Consider the following 26980-nt stretch of genomic DNA (forward strand, 5'->3'; position numbering starts at 1 on the left):
CCAGTATGCCAGTCGAAAGTTCCGTCAGCGGCTCTGGCGCTATCGAATGACACAAAGCATGAGCCGACGTGGCAACTGCTGGGACAACGCACCGATGGAGAGGCTGTTCCGGAGTCTGAAATCTGAATGGATACCGGCCCTGGGATATCGAAATCTGCCTGAGGCCAAAAAAGATGTTGGTGGCTATCTGATGGACTACTACAACCAGCAAAGACCTCATACGTTCAACGGCGGCATTTCTCCCGTTGCAGCAGAGGAAAACCTTAAAATACTGTCCGGGATTAGTTGACCACTACAAAGGGGTTCTACCCCGTTACTGCGCACCTTTCTAAAAAGAGTCCGAATTTCTTCTAGGGAGAGTCTTGGTCTATCTGTCTGAATATCCGCTTTGCGACCAAACCCAACTTCGCTTTTCAGTCAACGGGGTATGCTATTAGCCATGAAATCCACGTTGGGTGGGCCGGAGTAGTCAAATTAGTCGATCTCGAGGGGGCAGGGCAGCTACCTGTATACGGCCCTATCAACAAGTTTATTCCAAGGTAGGTGAAAATTTTAACCGGTCATGTACGCAAACCAAGGGCATTCGAGGCGTTTGGATACTAATAACGACCGTGCTTTAAATGTTATTCGGGTGCTGGACTAACCAACATATTCGCAGCCAACATCCTGCAACGCTTCCTTCAACGACTCCTCAGGAGGTTCTTCGTAGATAAGCGTTGTTGAAGGTGACACATGGCCAGCAATCTTTTGAGCGACCTTAACGGACTTCTTTTGTTCATGAATGATATTCGTCATTAACGTCCTCCGACCACTGTGGGAGCTGGCTCGCTCAATACCTGCCCACTGCCGCTGCATGAGAGCGAAGTGTTCCTGGAGAGTATTGGGAGAATAGGGGCCTCCTTTTTGAGTCAGGAATAGGGGATCGGTCTTATTCACCGAAGGTTGCGCCGCCAAGCGGATCGCAAGGTAATTTTCGATAGCTTTTCTCAGCGCGATGTCATCCATTGGAAGATCACGCGATCTACCACGATGTTTTTTGACCTCAGGATAAAAATCCTCTGGCTTGATCTCGGCGCCGGCCTTGGCCATGGTTTCAATTCGCTGAACAAGCTGGTGGAAATCGTGCACACTAAAACTGATCCGACGCCGCTGATACGTGGATTTGGATCGCCTCAACGCATCGGCACCCTTAGTGTAAGCCGCAGGCAACGCAAGGATTTCCTTAAGTTTGAAGGAGCGCTGAACAGAACCCGAACTCAGAGGGCCAAGCTCGGCGACGTCTTTGATCTGGAGTAGCGCGATCTCCTGAACTCGAAGTCCGAGCTTGAAGCTGATCTGAACCAGAGCCGTATTCTTTTCCGGGTAACGATGCTCTTTGATCTTACCCAAGAGGTGGGCGAACTGCTCGGGCGTGAGCACGCGTGCCTGGCCGGTTTTGCTCATCGGGTAAGCTCCTGGTAAGCCGCAAGGATGCAAGGAAAGGGGAAAGATAAAATCCGTAATAATGTTATTTTAACGGATTTTGGCTAGGGGAACGAATATTGAAGGTTAGTAGTGGTTACATAGCCGGCGATCTCAGTCGCAACGCCCAATTATTTTCCCTACAAACAAGTTTCCTCCGTTGAAGGCGCCCAAACCATTGATTGATTTGGTGTGGACCAACTTCTTTCTTTCAGGGAAAACAGACCAGGTTTCGATAACCGATTTACCATTTTCAACGGCGTCAACGCACAGTAGAGTCAGTGCTCCGACTTGGCTGCAACTCATGTCATTAGGAGTAACTTTGCTTTCCGGCCCATTCAATTCAACGATAAACTTTGCCTCGGTGATACCGTCCTCAGAGATTTCAAATTCGAAACCTTCGCGCGTGGACTGACCCTCAAGGTTACCGATGACGTAACAGCCGGCAGCGGCATCCATTGGAGCCAACAACAATAAGAGTAGAGCTCTTATTCGTAGTCCCATCTTTATTAGATCCTCACTTCACAATCAGGTCGACTGTCCAAATTTAGGAAATAGCCGGTAGTAGGAATTTTGATCAGGGCCGCAGTTAACAAATACACCAAAATCAGCAATCTGAACGTTGTAGTACTTGTTGTGGAAATTTAGCACTTGTTGTGGAAAGTTTTAGTACTTGTTGTTGTCGGCCAAACAAACGGACAAAACAGCATCCAATCCCTAGTATCAAACTGCGCATAATGTATATTATGTTAAATTACGAACATGCAGCTACATCCGGTGCACCATATCAACATTGATTACCCTTCGCGCAAGCCAAGTCCCGCCCCCATCAAACCTTTGACATGCCCCGATAAAGACTTGCTTATACAGCCAATGAAGCTAAACTCCTATTCGGCTTGCTTTTTTACCACCGATTAATGGGTTAGCCGTATAACTTCGGCATGCCTACAGGACCAGTTAAGGCTGAAGCACTTCCCGGAATGCAGCCAATGATTGAATCGTTTCATCCATTAACAAGGTCAAAGTGCTGAGATTTTTTATGCAGCAACCCCTATTGGCCCTGGGCCGCACTGCGCTTCTACTTCTTCCCGCTCCGCTGCGAGTGAGCGTGGTTTGTCTTGCGATATCCAATGGTGTTGCTGCTGCTGATCAATCCCTCTGGGACATCCCCCTGGAGGAGCTTGGGCAGATCCGCGTCGTATCGATTGCATCCGGCACTGAAACCCCTCTGGATAAGGCGGCTGCTGTTACCTCAGTTATCAATGCTGATGACATTGCGGCCATAGGTGCGACGGACCTCGACGAAGTGCTTGAGACTGTGCCCGGCCTTCACGTGAATCATTCCGATCAGGGATTTTCTCCCAAATATGTCTTCCGAGGCATAACGTCGAGTAATAACGCCCAGGCACTCGTTCTTATTAATGGAATTCCCACTACCACAATGGTTTACGGCAACCGCGGGAATGCCTGGGGAGGCATGCCGGTAAAGGCAATCGAACGGATCGAAGTGATCAGGGGTCCTGGATCTGCACTGTACGGTGCAGACGCCTACTCTGGCGTTATCAACATTATTACAAAGGGCCCGGACTCGATTGGAGGTCAGACTGTCGGTGGGCGCCTCGGCAGCTTTGATACTCGGGGTGGTTGGCTGGAGTCAGTGCACCATATTGGTGGTGAACTGGCGATGAGCCTTGTTCTGGAATACCAGACGACAGAAGGCTGGGACGACGTTATTGAGCAGGACGCACAGACGAGCTTCGATGAGCTGTTCGGAACTTCAGCGTCTCTTGCCCCAGGTCCGGTCAATACGGGGTCGGACCAGTTTGATGCCCGCTTTGAAATGGGTGACGACCGGTGGACCCTGCGCGCAGGCCTGCAGGATCGCAGTAATCTCGGTACCGGCCCTGGCCTGGCTCAGGCGCTGGATCCAGAGGGACAATATGCGTCTCGCCGGGTAAATCTGGATTACAGTTATCGTTGGTCACACCTCGCCCCTGGCCTGGATGTTGAGGCTCGGGTGTTTTATTTCAATATCACCCAAGAACCGGAGAACGACATTGTTCTTTATCCACCAGGTGCTTTTGATGGTGACTTTCCCGATGGTTTGATTGGTAGCCCTGGCTACAAGGAAAATCAGGTTCGGCTCGATTTGAGTGCGGTTTACCGTGGCTTCAAGGACCATCGGGTCCATATGGGTGGCGGTACGTTCTGGGCCGATTTGTATGAAGTGACAGAAAGTAAGAATTTCAATCCCGACTTCAGTCCCAAGGGCGGCGTGGTAGACGTCTCTGATGATCCGAATCAAGTCTGGATGCCTGAGGAAGACCGTACCAACTACTATCTGTTCGTTCAGGATGAGTGGAAGTTTGCTCAGAACTGGCAGCTGGTTAGCGGCGTTCGTTTTGATGAATACTCCGATTTCGGGAGCACGGTCAATCCTCGTGCCGCCTTGATATGGGCGACAACAGACAGTATCACAACCAAATTGTTATACGGACGAGCCTTTCGCGCGCCGTCTTTGAATGAACTGCATGCATCCAATAATCCGGTGGTTATTGGTAACGAAGAACTTGATGCCGAGACCATAGACACCTATGAAATCGGTGTATCCCATCAGGCAACCGCCCGTGTTCTGTACTCCCTGAACCTATTCTATTACGAGATTGACGATCTCATAAATGCTGAGCCGGTTGCAGGCCTCATTGCCAATCAATATCAGAACGTAGGTCAGCGAACCGGACACGGTGGTGAGTTCGAACTGAGCTACCAGGCCACTGATGAATTTTCGGTGACGGCAAATTATACTTACCAGACCGCCAAGGATGAACTCACCAGCGAGTCTGTGGGCGATGCTCCCAACCACCAGGTTTATGCCCGCGCCGATTGGTCTCTGTGGTCTGGCTGGTTCCTGAGCTCTCAGGTCAACTGGGTAGGCGAGCAGAAAAGAACTGCCGCGGATCAGAGAGAACCTGTGCCCGATTCGACGACTGTGGATATGACCCTTCGAACAAAGGGCTTATGGCGTGGGCTCGATCTCTCGGTGTCTGTGAAGAATATTTTCAATGATGATGTGCGAGACCCAAGCCCTTTTGCCCAGCCCAGTCCGGCCATACCAAACGACTTTCCGATGCCGGGCCGCCGTCTGGTCGGAGAACTGTCCTATACGTTCTGATTAAAACCTCTGCGTCAATCCTCCCAATTTCGCTTGCCCACACCATGATAGACAATGCTCTCGCAGCGAATCGGGAAGAAGCTGCCCTCTGGTCGTGCTTTCGCATCTTTGAAGCATGGGGCCATACCCGTTACGAAACCGGGTGACAGCAGGAGCTGATACTCTTCGCAACTGAAGCCCATGTCTGCCGCAAGAGCGGCATGTACGGCGGCAACATTCATTGAATATCCGTACACACTGTTCACATGCTCAAAAACCTCAAACGCCATTTTTAAATGGCGTCCATTTGAAAAGCCGTACTCTTTTGCCTTGTCCAGAGTAAAGGCAATGCGCTCGTCTGTTTTGGCGAGAGGGCGCCCGTAGCCGAATAGAATACGCCCGAGGGCTTTCTCATTATCGACAAATTCTTCGATCTTACCGCCCTCCTCGCACCATTTTCCTGCCCTGTAAAAGAAATCGAGTGCTCGAACTTCGGGACGGCGACCGTAAATCGATGCCTCGGAAATACTTAAACCTGCCATCATGCCGAGCGAAGGGGTGGTACGTACAGAACCTGCCAGCGCTGCTACGTGATTTGGCCAAATCGATGGGTCAGGGTAGCTGCTGCCCACCCAGTAGCAGTTCAGCATGTTGGCAACATTTTTACCGGGGTCCCTCCCCAGAATCGCAAACAGGTAAAGGTGCAGCCATTCCATATGGTCCAGCTCATGATGAAGATCTTTACCATGCATAACCACACGCTCGGTGAGAAAAGCCTTTCCAATGCGGGTTGTCAGGTGGCTCTCAGTTTCGTACAGCCGCTCATGATTCATTGGCTACTCCTCCTCACCGGCTTTTTTATAGGGGCCAGGATCTTCTTCCAGTTCAATTGCGGGACTGTAGAAAGGAAACTTTTTCCAGCCCATCTTTCGTTGTTCCAAGGCATGAACCGCGGCACCCGGGAGCCTCAGCATGAGGTAGAGCATACTGCCCTGGTCCTTATCCAAACCAAGATCTACCAAAGTTGCCGCCGCGACTGCACTGATGGATATGGGACAGCCAAAAAACTCTTCCAGATCACTGCGGTTTATCGCCAGCCAGGCTAACGCGCCGCTCTCGGGAGCGAACTGGACCAATAACTCCAGGGATTGAAGAAGCGTCGTCGGTATCTGGTCCCCGTTGGGATCAAAGCCAGGTGGATGCTCCATAGCCGGCCATATATCAGCCCTTTCGTCTTCCTCGGGAGATTGCAGACGGGTTATCCATTTCTCAACATCCTGCCCGCATTCCTGCCATAAACGCATACAGATCTCGAGCTCCTGGGAACCACCATAGAGTCCAGAACCAACAGCGAGTGCTGCCATGAGGGCGGAGCTATGGTTGGTTCCGGCGACCCCACCATTCATGGCCGCACGAATACTGGCCTCTTTTGGGCCGGCATTGGCAAGAACTAGCGCAAGCTTTTCAAGCAGCACCACATGGGCAGGCTCGGGTCGATCTCCCTTGAACATTAAAAGCAGATACTCGAACCAGCTTGCCCGGGCAATGATCTGCCCATAAACGTCATAGCCGTGGCAGTAACATGCCTTGGCTGCGAAAGGATTGGACTCTTCCGGCTCTTCAAGCCAGAAATTGGAGTGATAAACATAGTCTGATGGCACGCCGGCCCCCTACTCTATTCGTGAGTTTGTATTGAGCTGGTTAACACTTTTATTCGGGAGCCCAATGGTGGCACCTGGTCGCCGTCAACGATTACGTCTAACAAGCATGGGCCAGGTCGGGACAGAATCCCCTTAATATCAAGGTCAGCAAATTGTTCCATAGTCTCAATGCGGTAGGACTCGACACCCAATGCCCGGGCGATCATTGAGAAATCCACCCTTGGCAGCCGAGTGGCCAACTGCTCCCCCCCACTCAGTTTCTGTCCGTGGCTAACCATACCTAGTGAAGAATCGTTCAGCACCACCATGAGAATGTTCAGGTTTTCCTGGAGGGCTGTGGTCAACTCCTGCCCGGCCATGAGATAGCTCCCGTCACCGGTGAAACAGACCACAGGATGATCTGGATTGGCGCTGGCCATGCCCACAGAGGTGCCAATAGCCCAGCCCATAGCGGCGAACCCGAGACCTATATGAAAGTGATTAGCACCAGGGTGCATATTCATGGGGCGGTGTATATTCCAATAATGAATGCCCCATAGGAAGCTATTGCCGGCGTCCATCAAAACCCGCGTATTCTGGGGACAAATCCGGCTCATGTAGGTCATCAGAGTTTGACCCTTTATGGGTCCGGATCTATCGAAGCATTTTTCAGGGTCATCAAATCTGGTGTTGGCTGGTAAACGGTCGTTGTAGAAGACAGATCGGTTACTCTGAGACACTGAATCCACACCGAGGGCATTGGATATGGATTCGAACAGGAGCTTTGGCGAACCCAGAACCACCAATCGGGCCATGGTAGATCGGCTCAGGTCTACCGGGTTGTTGGAGATGTGAATAAGCCGCTCGGAAAGTATTGTAGTGGGGTCCCATCCGCTGGTAGAAACTTCATCCAGTGCGGTACCAATAGCGACCACTAGGTCGGCGCTATCTTCTCGCAGGGCATCAGATGCGCTTTCGTGACCGGCAAAGCCGAACACTCCCCGATAAAGCGGGTGAAAGCTGTCGATCAGCCCTTTTCCGCGTGGCGTTGTCACCATCAGCCAGTCTCGTGCCTCAGCTAAGCGCACCAGCAGTTCGCTGGCTTCAGATGCGCCCTCACCCAGAACGAGAGTAACTTTTCGGGCAGACTCCAGTTCATTTAATGCGGACTTGGTAGAATGATCGCTCGGTGCAACTTCATGATTAGTGAAGGCGTTGAGCGTCGCGTCGATTTCATTGTCTGGGATCCTGTGGCGCATCACATCCAGAGGTATTCCCAGATGAGCGGGGCCCGGCTGGTTGCCCATCGCGTGGCTCACCGCTTGAAGCAATTTGGTTTCAAGCTGCGCGGGATGGGAGATTAACGTGTTATACCGTGTGCACTTGGCAAACATCTCAACGGTATGGATACCGGTGCATGAAGTATCCTGGAAGGAACCCTGACCAAATCGGTCAAGTGCGGTTTGCGCTGTGATAACGAGCATTGGAATGCCATCTGCATAGGCCGAGGCCACACCCGTAAGCAGATTCGTGGCACCGGGACCCGCCGTTGAGCAACAAACGCCTATTTTGCCAGTCTCCCGTGCGTAGCCCTCCGCCATGAAAGCTGCGCCGGTTTCGTGCCGTGCCGTGATGGCCCGGATTCCGCCACGGCGCTCGCTTCTGGCCAAAGCGTCATAGAAGGGCTCTATACTGCCCCCCGGAACACCAAAAACATATTCAACACCGAGGTGCTCCAGATAGCGCAGTATCAGGTCACCGTTTCCGAGCATGGAGAGTCCTTAGAAGATATGACCAACGAATGGCAGACAGCCCGACAGCTTCATTAATCCAGAGGGCACGGCTTTGATATGCCATATCCTTGGGCGCAGTCGAGACCAAGCTCTACAAGCCGTTTTTTGACTTCTTCGTTTTCAACGAATTCAGCAACCGTCTTGAGGCCGGCGGCATGCCCGATTCGGTTGCAGGCGTCTACAATTCCCAGATCAATTGGATCGGTCAGAAGGTTACGAACGAATCCGCCGTCGACTTTCAGGTAATCCACTGGAAGAGCCTTGAGGTAGGAGAAGGAGCTCATACCCGCTCCAAAATCGTCCAAAGCAAATTTGAAGCCTCTTTTCTTGGCTGTATTAATGAACTGTTGAGTCACGTTCAGGTTAGCGATAGCCGAGGTTTCAGTAATTTCAAAGCACACTCGCTCGGGCTTGAGACGGTGCGTATCGGCAAGCTCGCAGATGTACAGAAAAAGCTCTGGCTCATTGAAGGAACTGCCCGACAGGTTGATAAAAAAAGTGCCGGTTTCCTCTCGGCCCAGGCCAGTCTGATCAAGGTATCGAAAGGCCAATTCAATGACTTTGCGATCAATTTTGGTCATCAGGCTAAAGCGCTCGGCCGCCGGAATGAAGGCGCCGGGCGGAATGACGTCATCCCCTTCCTTGAGGCGTACAAGGAACTCGGTTCGGTAGCCATCAGTATCGTTGGGCTGCAATGCGACCATATCCTGTTTCCAGAGACAAAAGCTGTCTGATTGGAGGGCCTGCTGAATCCGGCTGGTCCAATGCATATCATTTTGACGCTGCTGCATGTCTGCATCGTTCGACTGGTACAGCTGGACATTGTTGCGGCCTCTATCTTTGGCGGCGTAGCACGCCAGATCTGCATGGGAAAGAAGCTCGCTGGCATTGTCGTAGTGCTTTTCGATCAGCACCATTCCTATGCTCAGGGATACGGAAAAAGGTTTGTTTTGCCACACAAAGCGAAATTCGCTGGCTTCCTGGCACAACTTTTCCGCAACTCTACGCGCATAATATCCATCACAGCCGTGCAACAGTATTCCGAACTCGTCGCCTCCAAGTCGCGCCAGGGTGTCATCAGATCGAATCTGTTCGGATAGCAACGCGGCGATCTGCTTGAGCAGATGATCACCCGCGATGTGGCCACATGTATCATTAATGATTTTGAACTGGTCCAAATCGAGATACAGCAGCACATGATCCCCGTCGCCATTGTGGGTATCTTCAAGAGCTCTCATCAGACGGCGTTCAAATTCCCGACGGTTTACCAGGTCGGTCAAACTGTCGTGGTAGGCCATATATTCCAGCGTGGTTTCCGCCACGCGTTTAGCCCGTCGAATCGAACCTTCCCGCACTTCCCGATTAATAGCTGGAATCAAACGGGAAAGGTTGTCCTTCATAATGTAATCTTGTGCACCCGATTTCATGGCGGTAACGGCAACGCCTTCCCCTATGGTGCCTGAAACAATGATTACGGGCAGGTCTGCGGAATATTCCCGAACAAGCTCCAGAACCCGGAATGACGAGAACCCGGGCATGTTGTGATCGGTGATAAGTATGTCCCATTTGTTCTCGCGTAGAGCGAGGCACAGGCGCTCTTCACTGTCTACCAGCTCGCTGTAAGGATCAATGCCGCCTTTACGCAGTTCGCGCAGTAGGAGAAGTGCGTCGTCTTCAGAATCCTCGACGATCAGCATTCTGAGTCGGCTGGCGGTCTCTGTCATTGCCTTCACCTTGTCACAATGAGCGAACGGCACTAGCATTCGGTACTCTGTTTACCTGCAACCAATAACGGGCTAATAAGGTCATCTGCTCCACAAATTCACGATAGTCGATGGGTTTGGTGATGAAACTGTTGGCCCCCAGCCTATAGGCCTCCAGCAGATCCGCCGGTTCATCAGAAGATGTAACCATGATGACCGGTAACCACTGGGTTGAGGGAGACGATCGCAGATGCCTGAGCACCTCCAGCCCTCCAACCTTTGGAAGCTTCACATCCAGTAACACCACGCCCAGTGACTCCACGTTCCTTGAGGGTTGGTCGCCGTCACCGAACAGAAATTTCAAGGCGGCTTCCCCGTCCTCAAGGACAATCACCGGGCTATCAACGCTGGCACTTTTCAGGGCGCGAACTGTAAGAATCTGGTCGTCAGGATTGTCTTCAATCACAAGGATTGAACGTCCGTCCATATTTCTTTTGCCCTTCAATCAGTTGCGTTATAGTTTTGCTCTATTTACAAGTGTAGCGCTAACGCCGCGAAACAGGCAACGTGACGTCAAAACGGGCACCTTTTCCAACTTCGGATGAGGCGGAAATTTCACCGTGATGGCGCCGAACGACACGGTAAACTGTCGCTAGACCGATCCCGGTACCACCGAATTCCGAGGGTGTGTGGAGGCGGTTGAACGCGACGAACAGTTTATCGATATAACGCATGTCGAAGCCCACACCGTTGTCCCGCACTTCAATCGTAATAAAACCTCCGGTTTCCACTGCGGACACATCAACCCGGCGCTTCTCGACCTTGGCGCTGTACTTCCAGGCATTTTCGAGAAGATTCTGAAATGCAACCCGTAGCATCCGGCTGTCACCAACCACGTGAATGCCCTTCTGAATGTTCACTTCCGTTGGCACGGAGTGCTCAATGTTCATCAGTTCATCCGAAATTTCTTGCAGAAGGTTGGTCAGATCAACCGATTCGTTCTCCATCGGTTGCCTGCTGACTCTGGACAGCACAAGCAGACCATCGATCAGGCTTGCCATTCGTACACTGGCGGCTCGAATTCGCCGGAGATAATCTTTCCCGGCGTCATTGAGCTGTTCACCGCAGTCCTCCTCAAGCGCCTGTCCAAAGCCCTCGATGGCCCGCAGAGGCTGCCGGAGGTCGTGAGATACTGAGTAACTGAATGCCTCGAGCTCGCGATTTGCCATGCTCAGCTCTGATGTTCGTGCCTCCACTATTCTTTCGAGGCTATCCCGGCTTTCGAGAATGCGGCGGTTCTGCTGTTCTATGGTCCCGATCATTTCATTGAAAGTATTACCGAGCCGGCCAAGTTCATCGGTTCCCGACACGGGCGCTCGAATGGTGTAGTCCGCATCTCTCGCGATACGCTCTGCAGTTTCCGATAGCGTGAGGATCGGCCCAGACACGATGCGTTGGAGCTTCAGGGCCAGAAAGACGAGGGCAAGGAGGATGACGGTTCCAACCGCAATCGTTACCAATACAAAGGTGCGTATATGATTGCGCATAACATCGAGGTGCGAGGTCAGATACAAATGCCCAACCGTTTCGCTGTCGAGGGTGACAGGTATCAGGAGTTGGTAGGCGTCACCCACGAAGCCGGCTTCAACTCGTTGCGTTATATCGGGGCAAGGTTGCCTATCCATGCTTTCCAAAGCGGACAGAACCTCGCCGCCAGGGCTGTAAATGCAGGCTTGCCGGATGGTGCCGATTCTTTTGAGGCTGGAGATAATGCTTCCAAGTTGTTCCCGGTCGGTAAATAGCAGCGCTGCCGCAGATTGCTCGGCGAGTATGCCAGCAATTACATGGAGTTCTGATTCAAGCTGTTTACGGTAATTCTGGTTTTCAACCAGGATGAGGCTGATACAAACCAGTGAAATACCCAGCGCACTGGTGAAGAGTGTGAGGAAAAGCAGTTTCGTTTTAAGCCGCCAATAACGCCATCGTCCGATCATCGCAACACCCTCACAGCCAGTTCGAGGAGTCGTGAATTGATCGTCAGGCCTGCGTCAGTCGCAGCCTTCAGATTAATCTCGAAACGAATGACATTGCCCTGTTTGACGTAACCCACCATACCGCCCTTACGTACAAATTCTGGTAGATCACTGACCGTTAAAATGCCTTGCTGTCGGGCAGCATCAAAAAGTAGGTTCAGGTTTTTTGACTGCGATTCGCTGATATAAAGAACATCACAGCCGGATAGGTCTGAGTTGATCTCGGGGTACCTGAGCTGGAGCTCCCTTCCCTGAGACAAACGGCCGCGAATCGGGTCAAGCAGTTCCTTGAAGGGGTCGGTCCCTACTATGCAGATTTCCAATGGCTCTGCACTGTTTTCAGCATGGGACCAAGTAACAAAACGGGTAAAGTTGAAGAGAAATGCCGCTTTCACTTCATATTCGGAGCGGACGGATCCATGAGCGGGTGCCAAGCTCAAGCAGCATTGCAACAAAGCAATAAGTAAAAATTTCAGGTGATCCCTCACTTGTCATCCAGGATGCAGAAATTTGGTTCAGGGGAAACGCTAACAAGGAAGCCCAACACCAACGGAAGGTTAGCATTCAAAGGGCTGCCGTCAACTGTTACCTGCATCCATGTATCCAACAGAGTCGGGTGTCAAAGCGGTGTCCAGCCAGCGGCTTCGGGTGATCCGCGAAGAATTTACTGCTTTAACAACTTGTCTTTGTGCGCCTCTGCCAATTCTTCCAGAGTCACATATTCGCATTCGTTTTTTGCAAGAAATGGGTCTGCGGAATCAATCAGGATGTTGTCGTCACGCATGAAGCGCCGGCCCAGCAGCGCAGGATAGGAAAACTTACCCCGGTCAGTAAGTGAGAATTGGGTGGTGTGGGTTGCGCCTGCGATGCAGAAATCCATCATCACGACGTACCGTTTTTGCGACGGCGCACCTTTCCTCTTGATCAGCACTGTCCTCTCAACCGGGCGTTCAAACTCCAGAACGACGTCGTCATGGTCCAACTCACCCTCGGTCGGCTGGTCCTCGTGGTCACCTAGTGGGATCTGGAAGCTTACCCATTCCTCTCCATCGCGCTCAAAGCCCTCGATGTTTACCGCGTGCAGAGAAGAAGTCTTGGCGCCTGTATCCAGGCGTGCTTTAAGCCTCAGGTTGGTATCTTTCATAACCACCCACTCAACATAGCCAAGGGTTTCCGACGGTCTTTGCTGTTCACTGTTGGCATCCGCCTCCGCCGAAAGCACCATCGATGATGATAAAAGCCATGCTCCTACCAGCAAGGCTCTACTAACAAACCTCATTCAATACCTCCTGCAAATTCCTGTAAATCCGGGAAAAAAGACAGAAACCTGAATTCCAGTTCGTCGTGGTTTGCGCGGACCTCCGTAATAATGCCGGCGAACTCGTTTCTGAAGCGTATGCGTCCCGCAACCCGGTCCAGAGCGTGTCCAATGTTTTCAAGGTCCTTGTAGGCTCCAAACCAGTCATTCCAGACCATGCTTCGGGTAACCCGGGCCATCTTGTCCGGCATCAGATGCTCTTTTTGCTGCAACTCATTGTAAATACGGCGAATAAACGCCTCTCGCTCAATGTCACTGAATCGGTCCCAGTGCTTGAGAAGAAAATGGTCGTAGAGAATATCGAGTGCAACCCCGGCAAATCGGCGTCTCTGACGTGAGAACACCTGCTTGCTCGCAAGTACATCCGGATGCTGATCGGTAAAACTATCCACCGCCCGATGATGGCGAACGCCGTGTTTTACCGAGTCCGGGAGTGCCGAGAGATCGACACCCCGGGTAAAGTCACCGAGGATGCTTCCCACCCTTGCTTCAGGCGAGTCCGGCGCCAGAAATACATGAGCCAGATGGTTCAAACAGTCTCCCCGGTGGTCTGGTCTCAGAAGTTGAATTGAATGCCGACACCCAGACCATCGATTTCAGCATCACTGTCTTCATAGTAACGCATGTACTCGAGGTTGCCGGACAGGTTCGGCGCAAATTCCATATTCATACCGATGCCGTAAGACACATCCGTTTCATCTTCGGTGGCCGTGCCAAGGAACGAAGAGGCCTCGAGTTCAACCCGGGTGAAGCCGAGTATGGCGTAGGGGGTAATCGGCGATTCGTTGGCCAGATTGAACGTGGCGTAGCCGCCGAAGAAATTGTCCAATGAATAGTCGACGCCGCCGACGCGCTCATCATCCACTCCGAAACCGCCACGGGCTTCGATCCCCAGGTAAGGCGTCGCCATTACGCCCACCTTCGCAGAGAGAGTGCCGACATCGGCATCGGCGTTACCGCTTTCCAGATTCACGAAGGTGTAATTAAGGCCTGTATACAGTGCACCAACGCCCGACTTGTACATATCCTGGGCCGAAGCCGTGCCGGCAACCGCCAGACCGGTCGCAAAAATAACGGCAATTGAACGTACGTGTTTCATACTGGTATCTCCTTAACCGAATCATTCGGTGTACATCGCTGAAGTTGCACCAGACTCACGGATTTTTCCATTAGAAAGATCCGCATTTACGCGTTATTTACACCGATTTAATTCGCCGGTAATTTCAGTATCCGCGCGGTGTTACCTTGCGGAAGCCGGAACCCACAGGTATTCTGACGCCGTCTCCCGGTATCAGCTGGCTCGAGCATCCATTGAGAAATCTCTACCCCGTCATTTTTATTGTCAGCGTCATGTTTGTGCTTTTGAGCATTTTCATGACTTTGCCTGTCATTTTACTTGCGGGCTCCGAGACGCCGAATGCCATGGCGTTTGCGGAATCGGCCGCTATTGTCTGCGGCCTGGGCATCCTCGGGATGGCTGCCACCTATAGCAAGCCTCGGGATCTCAAACCCCGCTACATGTTTGTGCTCACGGTTTCGTCCTGGTTCATCATCGCACTGTTTTCATCCCTTCCTTTCTACCTGAGCGACCTTGGAATTTCCGCTGCGGACGCTTTCTTCGAGGGTACCTCCGGGATTACCACCACCGGGGCAACCGTTCTCAGTGGCCTGGACGACATGGATCGGGATCTGCTGATCTGGCGTTCCATTCTGCAATGGATCGGCGGCATCGGTATTATCGGCATGTTCGTTGCGGTGCTTCCGTTTCTTCGCGTCGGTGGCATGCGGCTGTTTGCCACGGAGTCCTCGGAGTGGACCGACAAGGCATTGCCGAGAATGAAAACCCTCAGCCGCGGTCTGCTGGTGGTTTACCTTGTTTTCTCGATCATCGCAGTGGTCACCTACTACTTCTCTGGCATGACGCTGTTCGATGCCTTTAATCATGGCCTGACCAGTATTGCCACCGGCGGCTTCTCCACGTCGGATATGTCCATGGGTAAGTTCAATGATCTGATTCTCATGGAAGCGACGTTGTTCATGATTATCGGCAGCCTGCCCTTCTTCCTTTTTGTGCGCGAAATGCATGGTCAACATGGCGTGCTTTTCAGGGATCAGCAGGTTCGGCTCTTCCTGGCCATCCTGTTCTTCGTGCCGCTGTTGTTGACCCTCTACCGCTGGATGGTGTCTCCGGTACCTTTTGATCCCATCCACAATTATGCGTCGACTCTATTCAACGTTACTTCGGTGGTAACAACCACGGGCTACGCGTCCGAGGATTATTCAGCCTGGGGCCCGCTGGCATTCGTGTTGTTTTTCTTCCTGATGTTCGTGGGTGGCTGTTCAGGATCCACCGCCGGCGGTATGAAGATTTTCCGGTTCCAGCTGTCCCTTATTATTCTTCGTGAACAGCTGATGCGGCTTCTGCACCCGCGAGCGGTGCTTACCCGGAACTACAACGGGCGGGCAGTGAGCGATGAGATCATCTCGTCCATGATTGCCTACACGTTTATATTCCTGTTATGTCTGCTGTTGATTACGATTGCCCTCGCCGCAATGCAACTGGACTTCGTAACCGCACTGTCAGGCGCCCTCACCTCGCTGACCAACGTTGGCCCCGGTCTTGGTGACATCATCGGTCCGGCCGGGAACTTTGGACCACTGCCCGACGCGGCGAAATGGGTCCTGTCTGTGGGAATGTTGATGGGGCGTCTGGAAATCCTGAGTGTTGTAATCGTTCTTTCGCCGGCGTTCTGGCGAAGCTGAGGCTTACTTGAGCCAGAGTATCGCCGGATTTTCCAGCGGCAGGTTCAGGCGCTCATCACGCACTCGAAGCCTCGGTGTGTAATGTCCTTGCGGCCTTGAGGGCACTATGCACTCGTAAAGATAGGTGTGTGCAGAACCGCCCAGGGGATGCTTCATTTCCATCGCCACCACCGTTCTGGGCCCCTGCTCTGATTCTTCCGCCACCAGGTCAACGGCAATCCGTTGCTCGTCGATTCCATCCAGGTAGACTTCCACTTTGCAGAACAGGCCGTCTGGGGTTTCAATGGCATTGAAACTGTTGAACCTCAATCGAGGCCAGTGCTGCGCGATTGCGTTGCATTCCGCCAACAGTTCCTTCGAGGTTTCCATCGTCCGGTTTCTGCCTTTTTCGGCCATGGGCAGGTAAAACTGCTCCACGTACTCTCGCACCATGCGATTGGCAGAATACGCGGCTGTCAGCTGGTCCATGCTGGCACGCATTCGCTTCAGCCATTGCCGGGGAATGCCCTCTTCGTCCTCATTGTAGAAGTCGGGAACGACCTCTTTTTCAAGCAGATCAAACAGTTCACTCGCGTCTGAAAGGTCGTGGTCGTGATTGTTGGAGCCACTGAGCTCCCGGAACGTAGCGCCGGGTCGAATGGCCCAGCCCACATCCCGGTTCCAGGCCTCCGCCCACCAGCCGTCGTACTGGGACAGGTTCAGGCCGCCGTTCACCAGTACTTTCATGCCACTGGTGCCGCAGGCTTCCCAGGGGTGTCTCGGGCAGTTGAGCCAGACATCCACTCCCTGAACCAACTGATTGGCCACACCCAGGTCGTAGTCTTCGATGAACACGACCTTGCCCTCTACATCCGGGCGCCTGGAAAATGCTTTCCACTGGCGGATGATGTCCTTCCCGACAAGGTCATAGGGATGAGCTTTGCCGGCAAGAACGATCTGGAGTGGGCGGTCCCGGCTTGCCAATAGCTTTAGCAGTCGATCCTGATCCTTGAGCAGAAGGTCCGGTCGTTTGTATTCGGTAAAACGCCGGGCAAACCCCAGGGTCAGGGTTTCATGGTCCAACAACAGCCCGCAGGCAGCAGCATGGTCGAAGCCAGGATTCTGCTCACAGTGCTGGCTTGAAAGCCGTCGCCGCAGGTAGCCGACCAACCGTGTCCGCTGCAGACGCCTCATCTCCCACAACGCCTCATCGGTGATGTCGGTCATCGGGCAGGATTTCTGAAGTGGTCTGCGCCATCTATCCTTGCCGCAGGCCTGTGTCCATATGGCATCGGATTCCGGTGAATCCCAACTGGGCGTGTGAATGCCATTGGTTACATAGTCGGCGGGAATGTCCTCGGCCGGCCAGCGGGGAAAAAACGGCTGAAAAATGGTCTGGGTGACTTTCTGGTGGATGCGGCTGACCCCATTGAACCGTCCGCTCATGTTCAACGCCAGCAGGGCCATGTTGAGCTTCTGGCTGCCAGACTGATCTTCTGAATGCTGGTTTTCGCTGCCTAAATCCATCAACTGGTCGATATCCAGGTCGCGCCCCTCAAGCCAGGGAGCCAGGTACAACCGGAGCAGCGATCGGGAAAAATGATCAAAGCCAGAGGCCACCGAGGTGTGCGTGGTGAACAGATTGGTTGCCCTGGTTGCGGTACGGGCGAGCTGAAAATCGGCGTTGCATTGATCCTGCCAGCTGAAGGCCCGTTCAATCAGTGCCAACGCGCAATGCCCCTCGTTCAGATGGCACAGTGCAGGCCTTCGGCCCAGCTGTTCGATCAGGCGCCAGCCGCCGATGCCAAGCACCATTTCCTGTTGCAGGCGTTTTTCCGGGTCGCCGGTGTATAGCTCACTGGTAATCCCCCTGTCGCCGGGTTCATTGCGCGGGTCGTTGCTGTCAAGCAATAACAACTCGCAGCGGCCAACCTGAGCCTTCCAGGCTCGTAGGCGAACGTTTCGCCCGGGGAAAGGTACAACCACCCTCACCCACTGGCCTTCATCATCCCTTAAGGGGGAAACCGGCAGCATAGTAGGGTCGTTGTAGGGATAAAATTCGAGCTGTTCACCATCGGTGCTGATGGCCTGGCGGAAATAGCCCTGCTGGAAAAGCAACCCGACAGCCATTACGGGCACACCAAGATCGCTCGAGGCCTTCAGAAAATCCCCCGCCAGGACACCCAGTCCGCCACTGTACAGCGGCAGAGATTCGCTCAGTCCATATTCCATGCAAAAATAGGCAATGCCCTCGCCCAGATTCCCGGGGCACTCCGATGTATACCAGGTATCAGCCTGAATAAACTCACTATGTGCTGATATCTGGTCACGGTAGCGTTTCTGGAAGTCAGGATCGGCGGCCAGTTCTTCAAGCCGGTCGCCGGAGACACTGTTCAGCACCAGCCAGGCGTTCCGGGTGGTATCCCAGATTTCCTCATCGAGGGCGCGCCAAAGCTCATCGGTGCCATGGTGCCAGGTCCATCGTAGATCCAGGGCCAGCTGAAACAGACCGGCCAGGGAGTCCGGCAAGGATCGCGTGGTATAGGCTGCCAGCGTCAAAGTAGGACTCCGCTCAGGTTGGCCGGTAAATTAGAGGGAGCTTCATGAGAGATCTCCCCCATCAATTCAGAAGGCTTGCTGACGACGAACCGGAAAATAATTGACGGGCATATGGTGCTTTCTTAGCCATTGCAGCAGAGAGGAGATGGTGAAGCTGTCGTTTTCAACGCCTTCGAAGTCGACACCCAGCCCCCGGTCGGATTTGCGGACTACGTGTGCTTTGAGGCGACGAAACCGCTTTTCCTGCTGGTCTGGGAAGCGAAACTCCAGCTCTACCGTCTGGTTTAACTGCACGTCCGTGTAATCGGTCGCAATGAAGAGCCCTCGTTTGGACGCATCCCGAATCTGTCCGGTGGCCACCGGCATCCCGCGTTTGTATACCAACAGGCCAAGCTTTCCCTGAACGCGTTTACTGAGTCTGTGTTCCATGTTTCCCCCCGGTGACTCATCAAGAACGGCAATTGTTGATACTGTTCGTGCTTTATAGCGAAGGTTGGGAGACGCCTCTTTGACTCTGGTCAAAAAATGCTCAGCCAGCGGGTAAGCGTCCATGTCGCTTTACAGCTTCAGCAATGCGTATTGACAGATCTTCCTGTGGAAAATTCCAGTCCAGTTGCCAAACCCAATTATTGGTAATCGTTCCCGGCGTATTGAATCGCGCCTCGGTTCCCAGCCCCAGAAAGTCCTGCATTGGTACCACCGCGATAGAGCACACGGATCTGAGAGCCGCCTCAATCACCGGCCATGGCATGCCCTCACCGGTGGTTCCCAGATAATCGTTCACGTTGCGTCTGGTGTGCTCGTCTAGACTCTGATACCAACCGAGTGTCGTATCGTTATCGTGGGTACCTGTGTAAACCAGATCCCGATGATGGTGGTTATGCAACAGGTGGGGATTGCTGGGACTGCCATCGAAACCGAACTGCATCACCGTCATCCCCGGCAACCTGAACCGCTGCCTGAGCTCTTCGACGTCGTCGCTGATGATGCCGAGGTTCTCGGCCACCAGCGGCAAGTCCGGAAACCGGTTGAAGCAGGCTTGCAGAAAATGATCGGCCGGACCTGGCACCCAATATCCGTTTCTCGGCGCTGGCGACTCGGCAGGAATCTCCCAGTACGCCTGAAGACCCCGAAAGTGATCAATCCGGATCAGATCGAAAAGCTGACGCTGACTTTCCAGCCGTTCCAACCACCACCGATAACCGTCTTCAGCCATAATCTGCCAATCGTAGAGAGGGTTTCCCCAGTGCTGTCCATCGGCGGAAAAGTAATCCGGCGGGACGCCAGCAACAACCGTGGGTTCACCCCTGGCGTCAAGTTTGAACAGGTGTCGATTGGCCCAGACGTCCGCGCTGTCATGTGCGACGAAAGTGGGAATATCACCGAATAACAAAATGCCCCTGTCGCGCGCATAGTCCCGCAGGGCTTGCCATTGATGATTAAACAGGTATTGCTCGAATTGTATGCGGGCCAGCCGAGCCTGATTCTGGTCAATAAAGCTCTTTAGTGCGCTAGGGTCCCGGTCTCTCAGGGGCACCGGCCACTGCAACCAGCCCGGCGACTCCTGAACCTCACGGATTGAGCAGAACAGGCAGAAATCATCCAGCCAGTAATCGTTCCTGGCCCGGAAATGCTCGAACCCGGGTTGATCAAGACCGTTCCGGCCTTGCGCCTTGCCATCGAAAAAACGCTGGGCGGCAATGCCCAGAAGCTGTTGCCGGGACTCACCAATCGGCTGTGCAATTTCTGAATCCACCAGCAGGCCGACCTGCAGCAGCTCCGCCAAGTCGATGAAATTCGGATTGCCCGCGTGGGCGCTGAGGGACTGATAGGGGGAAAGATCGGAATGTGTTGGGCCGATTGGCAGAGTCTGCCAGACCGTGATATTGCTGGCGGCCAGGAAATCCACGAAACGGCGCGCACCTGCTCCCAAGACACCGAGGCTGCCCGGCAGACACGTAGGATGCAACAGCACCCCCGCTCTCCTTACACTGAACAGGTCGTTGGTATTCGTTTGCGTCATGCCTGTTTTTCCGCGTCATGGCCCGGACGCATGGTTCCGCCCCGGGCTGGTTCTCCGCTGCCCTGGCTTAGCTGCTGGAATACCGAGGGCGGCGCCGGGTACCCGATCATTTCATAGAGGTTGACCAGGTGGCGGCGGTAGAGATGTTCAAAGTCGCTGACGATCTGAGCCGGGTTGTAGTCGCCAAACCACCAGAACCAGTCGGAGCCTTCACAGATCGCCAATTGTTGCATGGCAGCCTCTTTTTGTTCTGAATTGAGGCTGCCGTTATCCATCACACGGTCAAAGTGGACTTTTGCCTCGCAGAGCAGATCCCAGGCGCGGTTCTTGTCCGGATCACCAATCCAGGTAGAGAAGGTGCCGTAAATCCAGCTCCCGGCAACCAGATGTGGCAGATTGATGGGCTCGGTGACGGGGTTGGCTACCAAATCGCTGTAGGTGGTCAATTGCAGCTTGGGGTGGTTCGCCAGAACCCGATAAAGCTCATCCAGAAAATGAAAGCCGTTTTCCGGGTAATATTCCCAGGCGTTTTCACCATCCATGATCACCGAAATCACCGGCCGTGCTTTGCCTTTGCCCTGGCCTGCGATGTTCTCCATGTGATGAACCAGGTCGCCGACGGCATCCCTGGCATGCCAGTCCGCGTAGGTAAACCCGATAAGATCAGACAGGCCGTCGTCCCGAAAGAACACGAACGTGCCCGATTCACCAAAGGTATACGGCCGATGAATGCCGTAATCGGGCAGTTCCGGGTTGGTTTCCCGGGCTCGGTTCAGGCTGTTGTGCACCACCGAATCCCCACTGGCCGTCCAACGGAATTGATGGTCTTCCAGCAAGGCCAGTGTGGCGGCGCTGAGGCCACCCTCTGAGGCCCAGCAGCCGGATGGTTCAAGGCCGAAGAATCGCTGGAAGACGGTCTTCGCCTCCTGGAGTTGCCAGCCGGCCCGCGCCTCACCACCCGGGTAGTCACTGTGCACCGGCAAAGTGATGTCTCGCATGGCCTCCCGGGCGGAAGCCAGGTCGATGAGCAGAGGCAGCATGGCATGGGTGTAGGGGCTCACGGAGAGTTCAACCTGGCCCTTCTGGGCGAGATGGCGGTATCTCGGGCCGATGCCGGATAACACATCAAAGATCACGTCCAGCAAAGCTCGCCGGTCGTCCATCGAGAAATTATGGCCTTTTTCCTGAAGGCTCTGGATGCAATGGCTTTTCCTGCGAATCGTCTCCCCCATCCAGCCGAGGTGATACCAGACCAGCAGATCCGAGAGAAATCTGCGCGAAATATACCTCTGAAGCTCCGGTTTTCGGCGATAGACGTCAGCCAGTTCAGCAAGACGCGCGAACGCGGGGTAGCGATTGATTATCCGCTCGCGGTTCGCCCGAAGGGACTTTTCCATCAGGCCAAGAAAAGCCGGGGTGCCGGTTTCCGGTAACTCCTCGGCGACAAGGGCAGCCAGCAGAGGATCACCGATTTCACCTGCTCCATGCCGCCAACGCTCGATCTGGATCAGATAGGTCTCGATCTGCTCAAGCAGAACGGGCGCGAAATTGACCACTGCCCTGGCCTCTGGATTACCTTCCAGATGGGCAGCCATGTCGCTGTAATCCTTGATGGTATGCAGGTATACCCAGGGAAACAGGAATTGATTGGTTCGCATGTCCTGATAGGACGGCTGGTGCATGTGCCAGCAAAGTACTACCGGCGTTTTTGTGTCAGAGGCCATGGGGATAATCCTGCCCGAGCATCTCGGGCGTGATCAGCACAATACCTTTTGGAGAAACATGGAACCGCTTCCGGTCTTCCTCGGCATCAAACCCAATCCGGGTGCCCTCCGGAATCCGGCAGCCACGATCAATGAGGCAGTTTCGAAGGCGGCAATGGCGCCCTATCTGCACATCCGGGTAGATCACTGAATCTGATATTTCACTAAAGGAATGCACCATAACCTGCGAAAAAAGCAGGGAATGTTTTACCAGTGAGCCGGAGACAATGCACCCGCCCGCCACCATGGAATCCACTGCCATTCCGCGTCGGTTGTCGTCGTCGAACACGAACTTGGCCGGTGGCAGTTGCTCCTGATAGGTCCATATCGGCCAGTGAGAATCGTAGAGGTTCAGTTCCGGGCTGATGCTGATGAGCTCAAGGTTCGCCTGCCATAGGGCATCAACGGTACCCACGTCCCGCCAGTAGGCAGGTTTGTTCTCGACCGGGTTCCGAAATGGAAATGCCACCACCCGCAAACGTTTGATCACCGATGGAATAATATCCTTGCCGAAATCGTGGGAGGAATCGCCATCCATCTGGTGGTCACGCATCAGCTCATCAAACAACACCTGGGTGCTGAACACATAGATGCCCATAGAGGCGAGCGCCTTGCCGGGTTGGCCGGGCATCGGCTTTGGCTGCTTCGGTTTCTCGACGAATTCAGTGACTCTGAGCTCATCATCCACCGACATAACGCCGAATGCGGAGGCTTCATCGAGTGGCACCTCGATACAGCCCACGGTGATATCGGCATCGTTTTCAACGTGATGGGCCAGCATCGTGCCGTAGTCCATCTTATAGACATGGTCACCTGCCAGGATCAGCACGTACTCCGGCTGATGGCTGCGGATGATGTCGAGGTTCTGGAGCACAGCATCCGCTGTTCCCTCATACCAGGAGGTTTCGATCCGTTGTTGTGCTGGCAGGAGCTCGACGAATTCATCCAGTTCCCCGCGGAGAAACCCCCAGCCCCGCTGGATGTGGCGAATCAGGGAATGGGATTTGTACTGGGTGATTACACCAACCTGGCCAATGCCCGAGTTGATGCAGTTCGAGAGGGGAAAATCAATGATCCGGAACTTACCGCCAAACGGAACCGCCGGTTTGGCCCGCCATTTGGTGAGATCATGAAGGCGGGAGCCCCGCCCTCCGGCAAGTACCAGTGCAAGAGTCTGACGAGTGAGACGACTGACGAAACGCTTGGCCGTTTGCATAGCTGCTTCCCTGAAGCAAACCTTCCCTCGGACCGATCGTTCAACCGCTAGGGTTTGCCACGTTTTTGACGCCTTAAACTATATTAGAACACTAGCACGGAATTATGACGTAAACTTGTTTTGGGTCATTTTTTAAACAGGCCCTTTCGCGTCCAATGAACGGACGCCCAATGCGCTTTACCCGGTCAGGAACAGCACGGTCTATGGACAGTCCAACGCTCAGCGAATTTGACCTCCACCTCTTCGGCGAAGGCCGTCACTGGCACATTTACAATGTCCTTGGGGCCCACGTTTGCCGGAGCAAGGGAGTGGAAGGCGTGCGGTTTGCGGTCTGGGCACCCCACGCCAAGTCCGTCAGCGTTGTCGGGGATTTCAATCACTGGGCCACCGGCGCCAACCCCATGGCGTCCAACGGGGACACCGGTGTCTGGTCCTGCTTTGTTCCCGGCATAGGTACCGGCGCTCTCTACAAGTACTCCATCACGACAGAAAGAAGCGACCAGCTTCTAAAAACCGATCCCTACGGGCAGGCCTTCGAATTGAGGCCCTCCACCGCCGCTGTTGTGACCGAACGCGGCCGTTTCGGCTGGGGCGACGGCGACTGGCTTGCCCGCCGTAGCCGCTGGAACTGGCAGCAATCTCCCATTTCCATTTACGAGGTGCATGCTGCCTCCTGGCGACATCACGGGTCCGGTCGCTGGCTGACATATAGAGAGCTGGCCGACCAGCTTGTTCCCTATGTCCTGGAACTGGGCTTTACCCACATTGAGCTTTTGCCGGTGACGGAACACCCGCTGGATGAATCCTGGGGTTACCAGACCACCGGTTATTACGCGCCGACCAGTCGTTTCGGCAGCCCGGACGATTTCCGCTACCTGGTAGACCAGTGCCATCGGCACAACATCGGCGTGATCCTGGACTGGGTGCCGGGTCATTTTCCCACCGATGAGCACGCCCTGGCCCGGTTTGATGGCAGCGCGCTCTACGAGCATGAAGATCCCCGCAAGGGGCGTCATCAGGACTGGGGTACCCTTATCTACAATTACGGGCGCCACGAGGTTCGGAACTTCCTGATCGGGAGCGCCCTCTTTTGGCTGGACGCCTTCCATATTGATGGTTTGCGGGTAGATGCAGTGGCGTCGATGCTCTATCTCAATTATTCCCGCAAGGAGGGCGAATGGCTGCCCAATGTCCACGGCGGACACGAAAACCTTGAAGCCATCGAGTTTCTCCGCGAGTTGAACCGCGTTTGCCAGAGCCGCTTTCCGGGAACGTTGATCTGTGCGGAGGAATCCACGTCCTGGCCCCGTGTTACACGGCCGCCCGAAATCGGTGGGCTGGGGTTCAATCTGAAATGGAATATGGGTTGGATGCACGACACCCTCGATTATCTGGCCCAAGACCCGGTATACCGACAGTACCACCACGACAAACTGACCTTTGGGCTGTTATATGCGTTCTCTGAGAATTTTCTCTTGCCGCTGTCCCACGATGAGGTTGTTCATGGCAAAGCCAGCCTGATCAACAAGATGTCCGGCGACGACTGGCAGCAGCGGGCAACCTTGAGACTGCTCTTCACCTATATGTTCTGCTATCCCGGCGCAAAGCTTCTTTTTATGGGCGGGGAGTTTGGTCAGCGCCGTGAGTGGAGTGAATCCCGGGAGCTGGACTGGTCTCTGCTGGCGCACCCGGAGCATCAGGGAATCAAGAAGCTGGTCCAGGACCTCAACGGCGTTTACCGGCGGGAAGTTTCGCTAAACGGCGCCTGCTTCACGCCGGATGGATTCGAGTGGATCGATTGCCATGACTCCCCACAATCCGTGATCAGTTTCCTGCGCACGGCTGGAGGCGAAACCTCGGTGATTGTGGTCAATTTCACCCCTGTGCCCCGGCACCATTACCGGATCGGGTTGCCCCAGGGTGGCAACTGGCGGGAAATCTTCAATTCCGATTCGGAATACTACGGCGGCAGCAATCTCGGTAACCCTTACACCATGCCAGCGGATCAACAGCCGTGGATGAACCGTGACTGGTCACTGGAACTCACGCTGCCACCGATGGGCGCGATAATCCTGAGGCCAGCGTTATGATCCGGGTTCTTTTTGCCACCAGTGAAGTCTATCCACTGGTGAAGACCGGCGGTCTTGCCGATGTTTCTGCCAGCTTGCCCGAAGCGCTCTGTCGTCTTGAATACGATGTTCAGATTCTCCTGCCTGGTTACCCGGACGCGATAAAGGCCGCCAGAAAAGCCGGTTCCCGCAGAAAGGCCCGATTCCAGCTTGGCCAATACAATGTGAGCCTGTGGCAGACTCGGCTGCCAGGCACCGCGGTTACTCTCTGGTTGGTTGACTGCCCGCCCCTTTTCGATCGCCCCGGCAACCCCTACAAAAACGAGGAAGGGAGAGACTGGTGGGACAACGCCCACCGGTTTGAGCTGTTTGGCAAAGTGGGGGCCATGATCGCCATGGGCGAAGCCGGTCTGAACTGGAGGCCCGATCTGGTGCACTGCAATGACTGGCAAACCGGGCTGATACCGGTATTCCTGGAAGCCTATCAGGAGCGGCCGGGCACCGTGTTTACCATTCATAACCTTGCCTACCAGGGGCTTTTCTCAAACGAGACGTTCCGCGCCCTCGGTCTGCCCGACACCCTCTGGAGGTTTGAACAACTGGAGTTCTATGGCCAGCTTTCGTTTATCAAGGGCGGCCTGGTATTCAGTGATCGGATCACCACCGTCAGCCCCACCTATGCACGTGAGATTCAGACTCCGGAATTCGGCAATGGCCTCGATGGTCTGCTCCGGCACCGGCAACACGCCTTGACCGGCATTCTCAACGGCATCGACACCCGGGTCTGGGACCCGGAGGAAGATCAAGAGCTGGCCTTCCACTACGGACGCGACCATCTGAAGAACAAAGCACAGTGTCGGGCAGCGCTGCAACACGAGCTTGGGCTGGAAGTGAACGGCGCGCCGCTTCTTGGTTTCATTGGCCGACTGGTGGAGCAAAAAGGGGTGGACTGGATAGTGTCCGTGATGCCGGATTTGCTGGAACAGGGCTGCCAGTTTGTGATTCTCGGTTCGGGAGAGGACCGTTACGAGGAGCCGCTGAAACAACTGGCCCGTCAATGGCCCGGGCAGTTCTCACTCACCCTGGGCTACAACGAAGGGCTGTCCCATCGCATCACGGCGGGCTGTGATCTCTTCCTGATGCCGTCCAGATTCGAACCCTGTGGGTTAAACCAGATGTACAGCCTTCGGTACGGGACAATTCCGGTGGTGCACGGTGTCGGAGGGCTGGCCGATACGGTACAGGATCCGCAGCAGGTGGGAATCGACAAGGCCAACGGATTCGTGTTTGCCGGTGCCAGTGCCGCATCGCTGCTGACTGCGATACACCGGGCACTGCAGGTGTTTGAAAAGCGAAAACAATGGCGGCGATTGCAGGAAAACGGCATGGCCATCGATTATTCGTGGAAGCAGCGCGCTCGCACCTATGGTGACCTGTATCAGGGCATTCTCAAAGAACGTGATCAACAACAGCTGGATTAGTGCGAGCGTTTGCCCGCCTGGAGGCAAC

General features: G+C 54.2%; 22 protein-coding genes. 5 read left to right on the plus strand and 17 right to left on the minus strand.

All coding sequences use genetic code 11. The features are described 5' to 3' along the window. On the plus strand, positions 1-289 hold a 289-nt coding region (locus tag GJU83_RS00005; protein WP_153633449.1), incomplete at its 5' end, for an integrase core domain-containing protein. Positions 290-639: 350 nt separating this feature from the next. On the opposite strand, the gene GJU83_RS00010 is transcribed toward GJU83_RS00005, so the two are convergent. Together GJU83_RS00010 and GJU83_RS00015 are read right to left on the minus strand one after the other, a co-directional pair. Next, the gene (locus tag GJU83_RS00010) at positions 640-1443 is read right to left on the minus strand and encodes a tyrosine-type recombinase/integrase (protein ID WP_153633450.1); all 804 of its coding nucleotides are present in this window, start codon (positions 1441-1443) and stop codon (positions 640-642) included. A 132-nt stretch (positions 1444-1575) separates the two neighbouring features. Then, positions 1576-1965: a hypothetical protein gene (locus GJU83_RS00015; protein WP_217352200.1), complete on the minus strand. Its 390-nt coding sequence runs from the start codon at positions 1963-1965 to the stop codon at positions 1576-1578. A 535-nt stretch (positions 1966-2500) separates the two neighbouring features. Here GJU83_RS00015 and GJU83_RS00020 point away from each other — a divergent pair. Next, positions 2501-4633: a TonB-dependent receptor plug domain-containing protein gene (locus GJU83_RS00020; protein WP_153633451.1), complete on the plus strand. Its 2133-nt coding sequence runs from the start codon at positions 2501-2503 to the stop codon at positions 4631-4633. A gap of 14 nt (positions 4634-4647) precedes the next feature. Here the strand turns inward: GJU83_RS00020 and GJU83_RS00025 are convergent, their stop codons facing one another. The 10 genes from GJU83_RS00025 to GJU83_RS00070 form a co-directional block, all read right to left on the minus strand. After that, positions 4648-5445, minus strand: a complete 798-nt coding sequence (locus GJU83_RS00025) for a citrate synthase family protein (RefSeq protein ID WP_069183650.1) — start codon at positions 5443-5445, stop codon at positions 4648-4650. 3 nt (positions 5446-5448) lie between these two features. Next, a complete protein-coding gene (locus GJU83_RS00030) occupies positions 5449-6273 on the minus strand; it encodes a citryl-CoA lyase (RefSeq protein WP_069183649.1) in 825 nt (274 codons plus the stop codon). 14 nt (positions 6274-6287) lie between these two features. Beyond that, entirely contained in the window at positions 6288-8024 is a 1737-nt protein-coding gene (locus GJU83_RS00035; RefSeq protein ID WP_069183648.1) for a thiamine pyrophosphate-binding protein, read from the minus strand. Positions 8025-8077: 53 nt separating this feature from the next. Then, complete coding sequence (locus tag GJU83_RS00040; RefSeq protein ID WP_227514504.1) at positions 8078-9769, minus strand: putative bifunctional diguanylate cyclase/phosphodiesterase; 1692 nt, start codon at positions 9767-9769, stop codon at positions 8078-8080. 13 nt (positions 9770-9782) lie between these two features. Beyond that, positions 9783-10235, minus strand: a complete 453-nt coding sequence (locus GJU83_RS00045) for a response regulator (RefSeq protein ID WP_069183647.1) — start codon at positions 10233-10235, stop codon at positions 9783-9785. A 58-nt stretch (positions 10236-10293) separates the two neighbouring features. Next, on the minus strand, positions 10294-11742 hold the full coding sequence (locus tag GJU83_RS00050; protein ID WP_069183646.1) for an ATP-binding protein: 1449 nt from the start codon (positions 11740-11742) through the stop codon (positions 10294-10296). Beyond that, positions 11739-12269 carry a YfiR family protein gene (locus GJU83_RS00055; RefSeq protein WP_083231789.1) on the minus strand — a complete coding sequence of 177 codons (531 nt, stop codon included), beginning with the start codon at positions 12267-12269 and terminating at the stop codon, positions 11739-11741. Before GJU83_RS00055 ends, GJU83_RS00050 begins: the two co-directional genes overlap by 4 nt. Positions 12270-12445: 176 nt before the next feature. Continuing rightward, entirely contained in the window at positions 12446-13060 is a 615-nt protein-coding gene (locus GJU83_RS00060; protein WP_069183645.1) for an ATP-dependent zinc protease family protein, read from the minus strand. Continuing rightward, complete coding sequence (locus GJU83_RS00065; RefSeq protein WP_069183644.1) at positions 13057-13632, minus strand: acyl carrier protein phosphodiesterase; 576 nt, start codon at positions 13630-13632, stop codon at positions 13057-13059. Before GJU83_RS00065 ends, GJU83_RS00060 begins: the two co-directional genes overlap by 4 nt. A gap of 23 nt (positions 13633-13655) precedes the next feature. Then, on the minus strand, positions 13656-14198 hold the full coding sequence (locus tag GJU83_RS00070; RefSeq protein ID WP_069183643.1) for a porin family protein: 543 nt from the start codon (positions 14196-14198) through the stop codon (positions 13656-13658). A gap of 251 nt (positions 14199-14449) precedes the next feature. On the opposite strand from GJU83_RS00070, the gene GJU83_RS00075 reads away from it, so the two are divergent. Then, positions 14450-15862 (plus strand): TrkH family potassium uptake protein, encoded by a 1413-nt coding sequence (locus GJU83_RS00075; RefSeq protein ID WP_174805027.1) that lies wholly within the window; start codon positions 14450-14452, stop codon positions 15860-15862. A gap of 3 nt (positions 15863-15865) precedes the next feature. Here GJU83_RS00075 and glgP read toward each other — a convergent pair whose 3' ends face one another. The 5 genes from glgP to glgC form a co-directional block, all read right to left on the minus strand. Further along, positions 15866-18400: an alpha-glucan family phosphorylase gene (gene glgP / locus GJU83_RS00080; protein ID WP_069183641.1), complete on the minus strand. Its 2535-nt coding sequence runs from the start codon at positions 18398-18400 to the stop codon at positions 15866-15868. A 66-nt stretch (positions 18401-18466) separates the two neighbouring features. Further along, positions 18467-18829, minus strand: a complete 363-nt coding sequence (locus GJU83_RS00085; protein WP_069183640.1) for a PilZ domain-containing protein — start codon at positions 18827-18829, stop codon at positions 18467-18469. Between the two features lie 100 nt (positions 18830-18929). After that, on the minus strand, positions 18930-20423 hold the full coding sequence (gene malQ, locus GJU83_RS00090) for a 4-alpha-glucanotransferase (RefSeq protein ID WP_069183639.1): 1494 nt from the start codon (positions 20421-20423) through the stop codon (positions 18930-18932). After that, positions 20420-22147, minus strand: a complete 1728-nt coding sequence (locus tag GJU83_RS00095) for a glycoside hydrolase family 57 protein (RefSeq protein ID WP_069183638.1) — start codon at positions 22145-22147, stop codon at positions 20420-20422. The genes malQ and GJU83_RS00095 overlap by 4 nt, the downstream gene beginning before the upstream one ends. Then, on the minus strand, positions 22137-23402 hold the full coding sequence (gene glgC, locus GJU83_RS00100; protein WP_069183637.1) for a glucose-1-phosphate adenylyltransferase: 1266 nt from the start codon (positions 23400-23402) through the stop codon (positions 22137-22139). The genes GJU83_RS00095 and glgC overlap by 11 nt, the downstream gene beginning before the upstream one ends. Before the next feature lie 203 nt (positions 23403-23605). On the opposite strand from glgC, the gene glgB reads away from it, so the two are divergent. Both glgB and glgA read left to right on the plus strand, forming a co-directional pair. Further along, complete coding sequence (glgB, locus tag GJU83_RS00105) at positions 23606-25492, plus strand: 1,4-alpha-glucan branching protein GlgB (protein WP_153633452.1); 1887 nt, start codon at positions 23606-23608, stop codon at positions 25490-25492. Further along, entirely contained in the window at positions 25489-26952 is a 1464-nt protein-coding gene (gene glgA / locus GJU83_RS00110) for a glycogen synthase GlgA (RefSeq protein WP_153633453.1), read from the plus strand. Before glgB ends, glgA begins: the two co-directional genes overlap by 4 nt. Positions 26953-26980 lie beyond the last annotated feature (28 nt).

It is taken from the genome of Marinobacter salsuginis (genome assembly GCF_009617755.1).
Classification (GTDB): Bacteria; Pseudomonadota; Gammaproteobacteria; order Pseudomonadales; family Oleiphilaceae; genus Marinobacter; species Marinobacter salsuginis.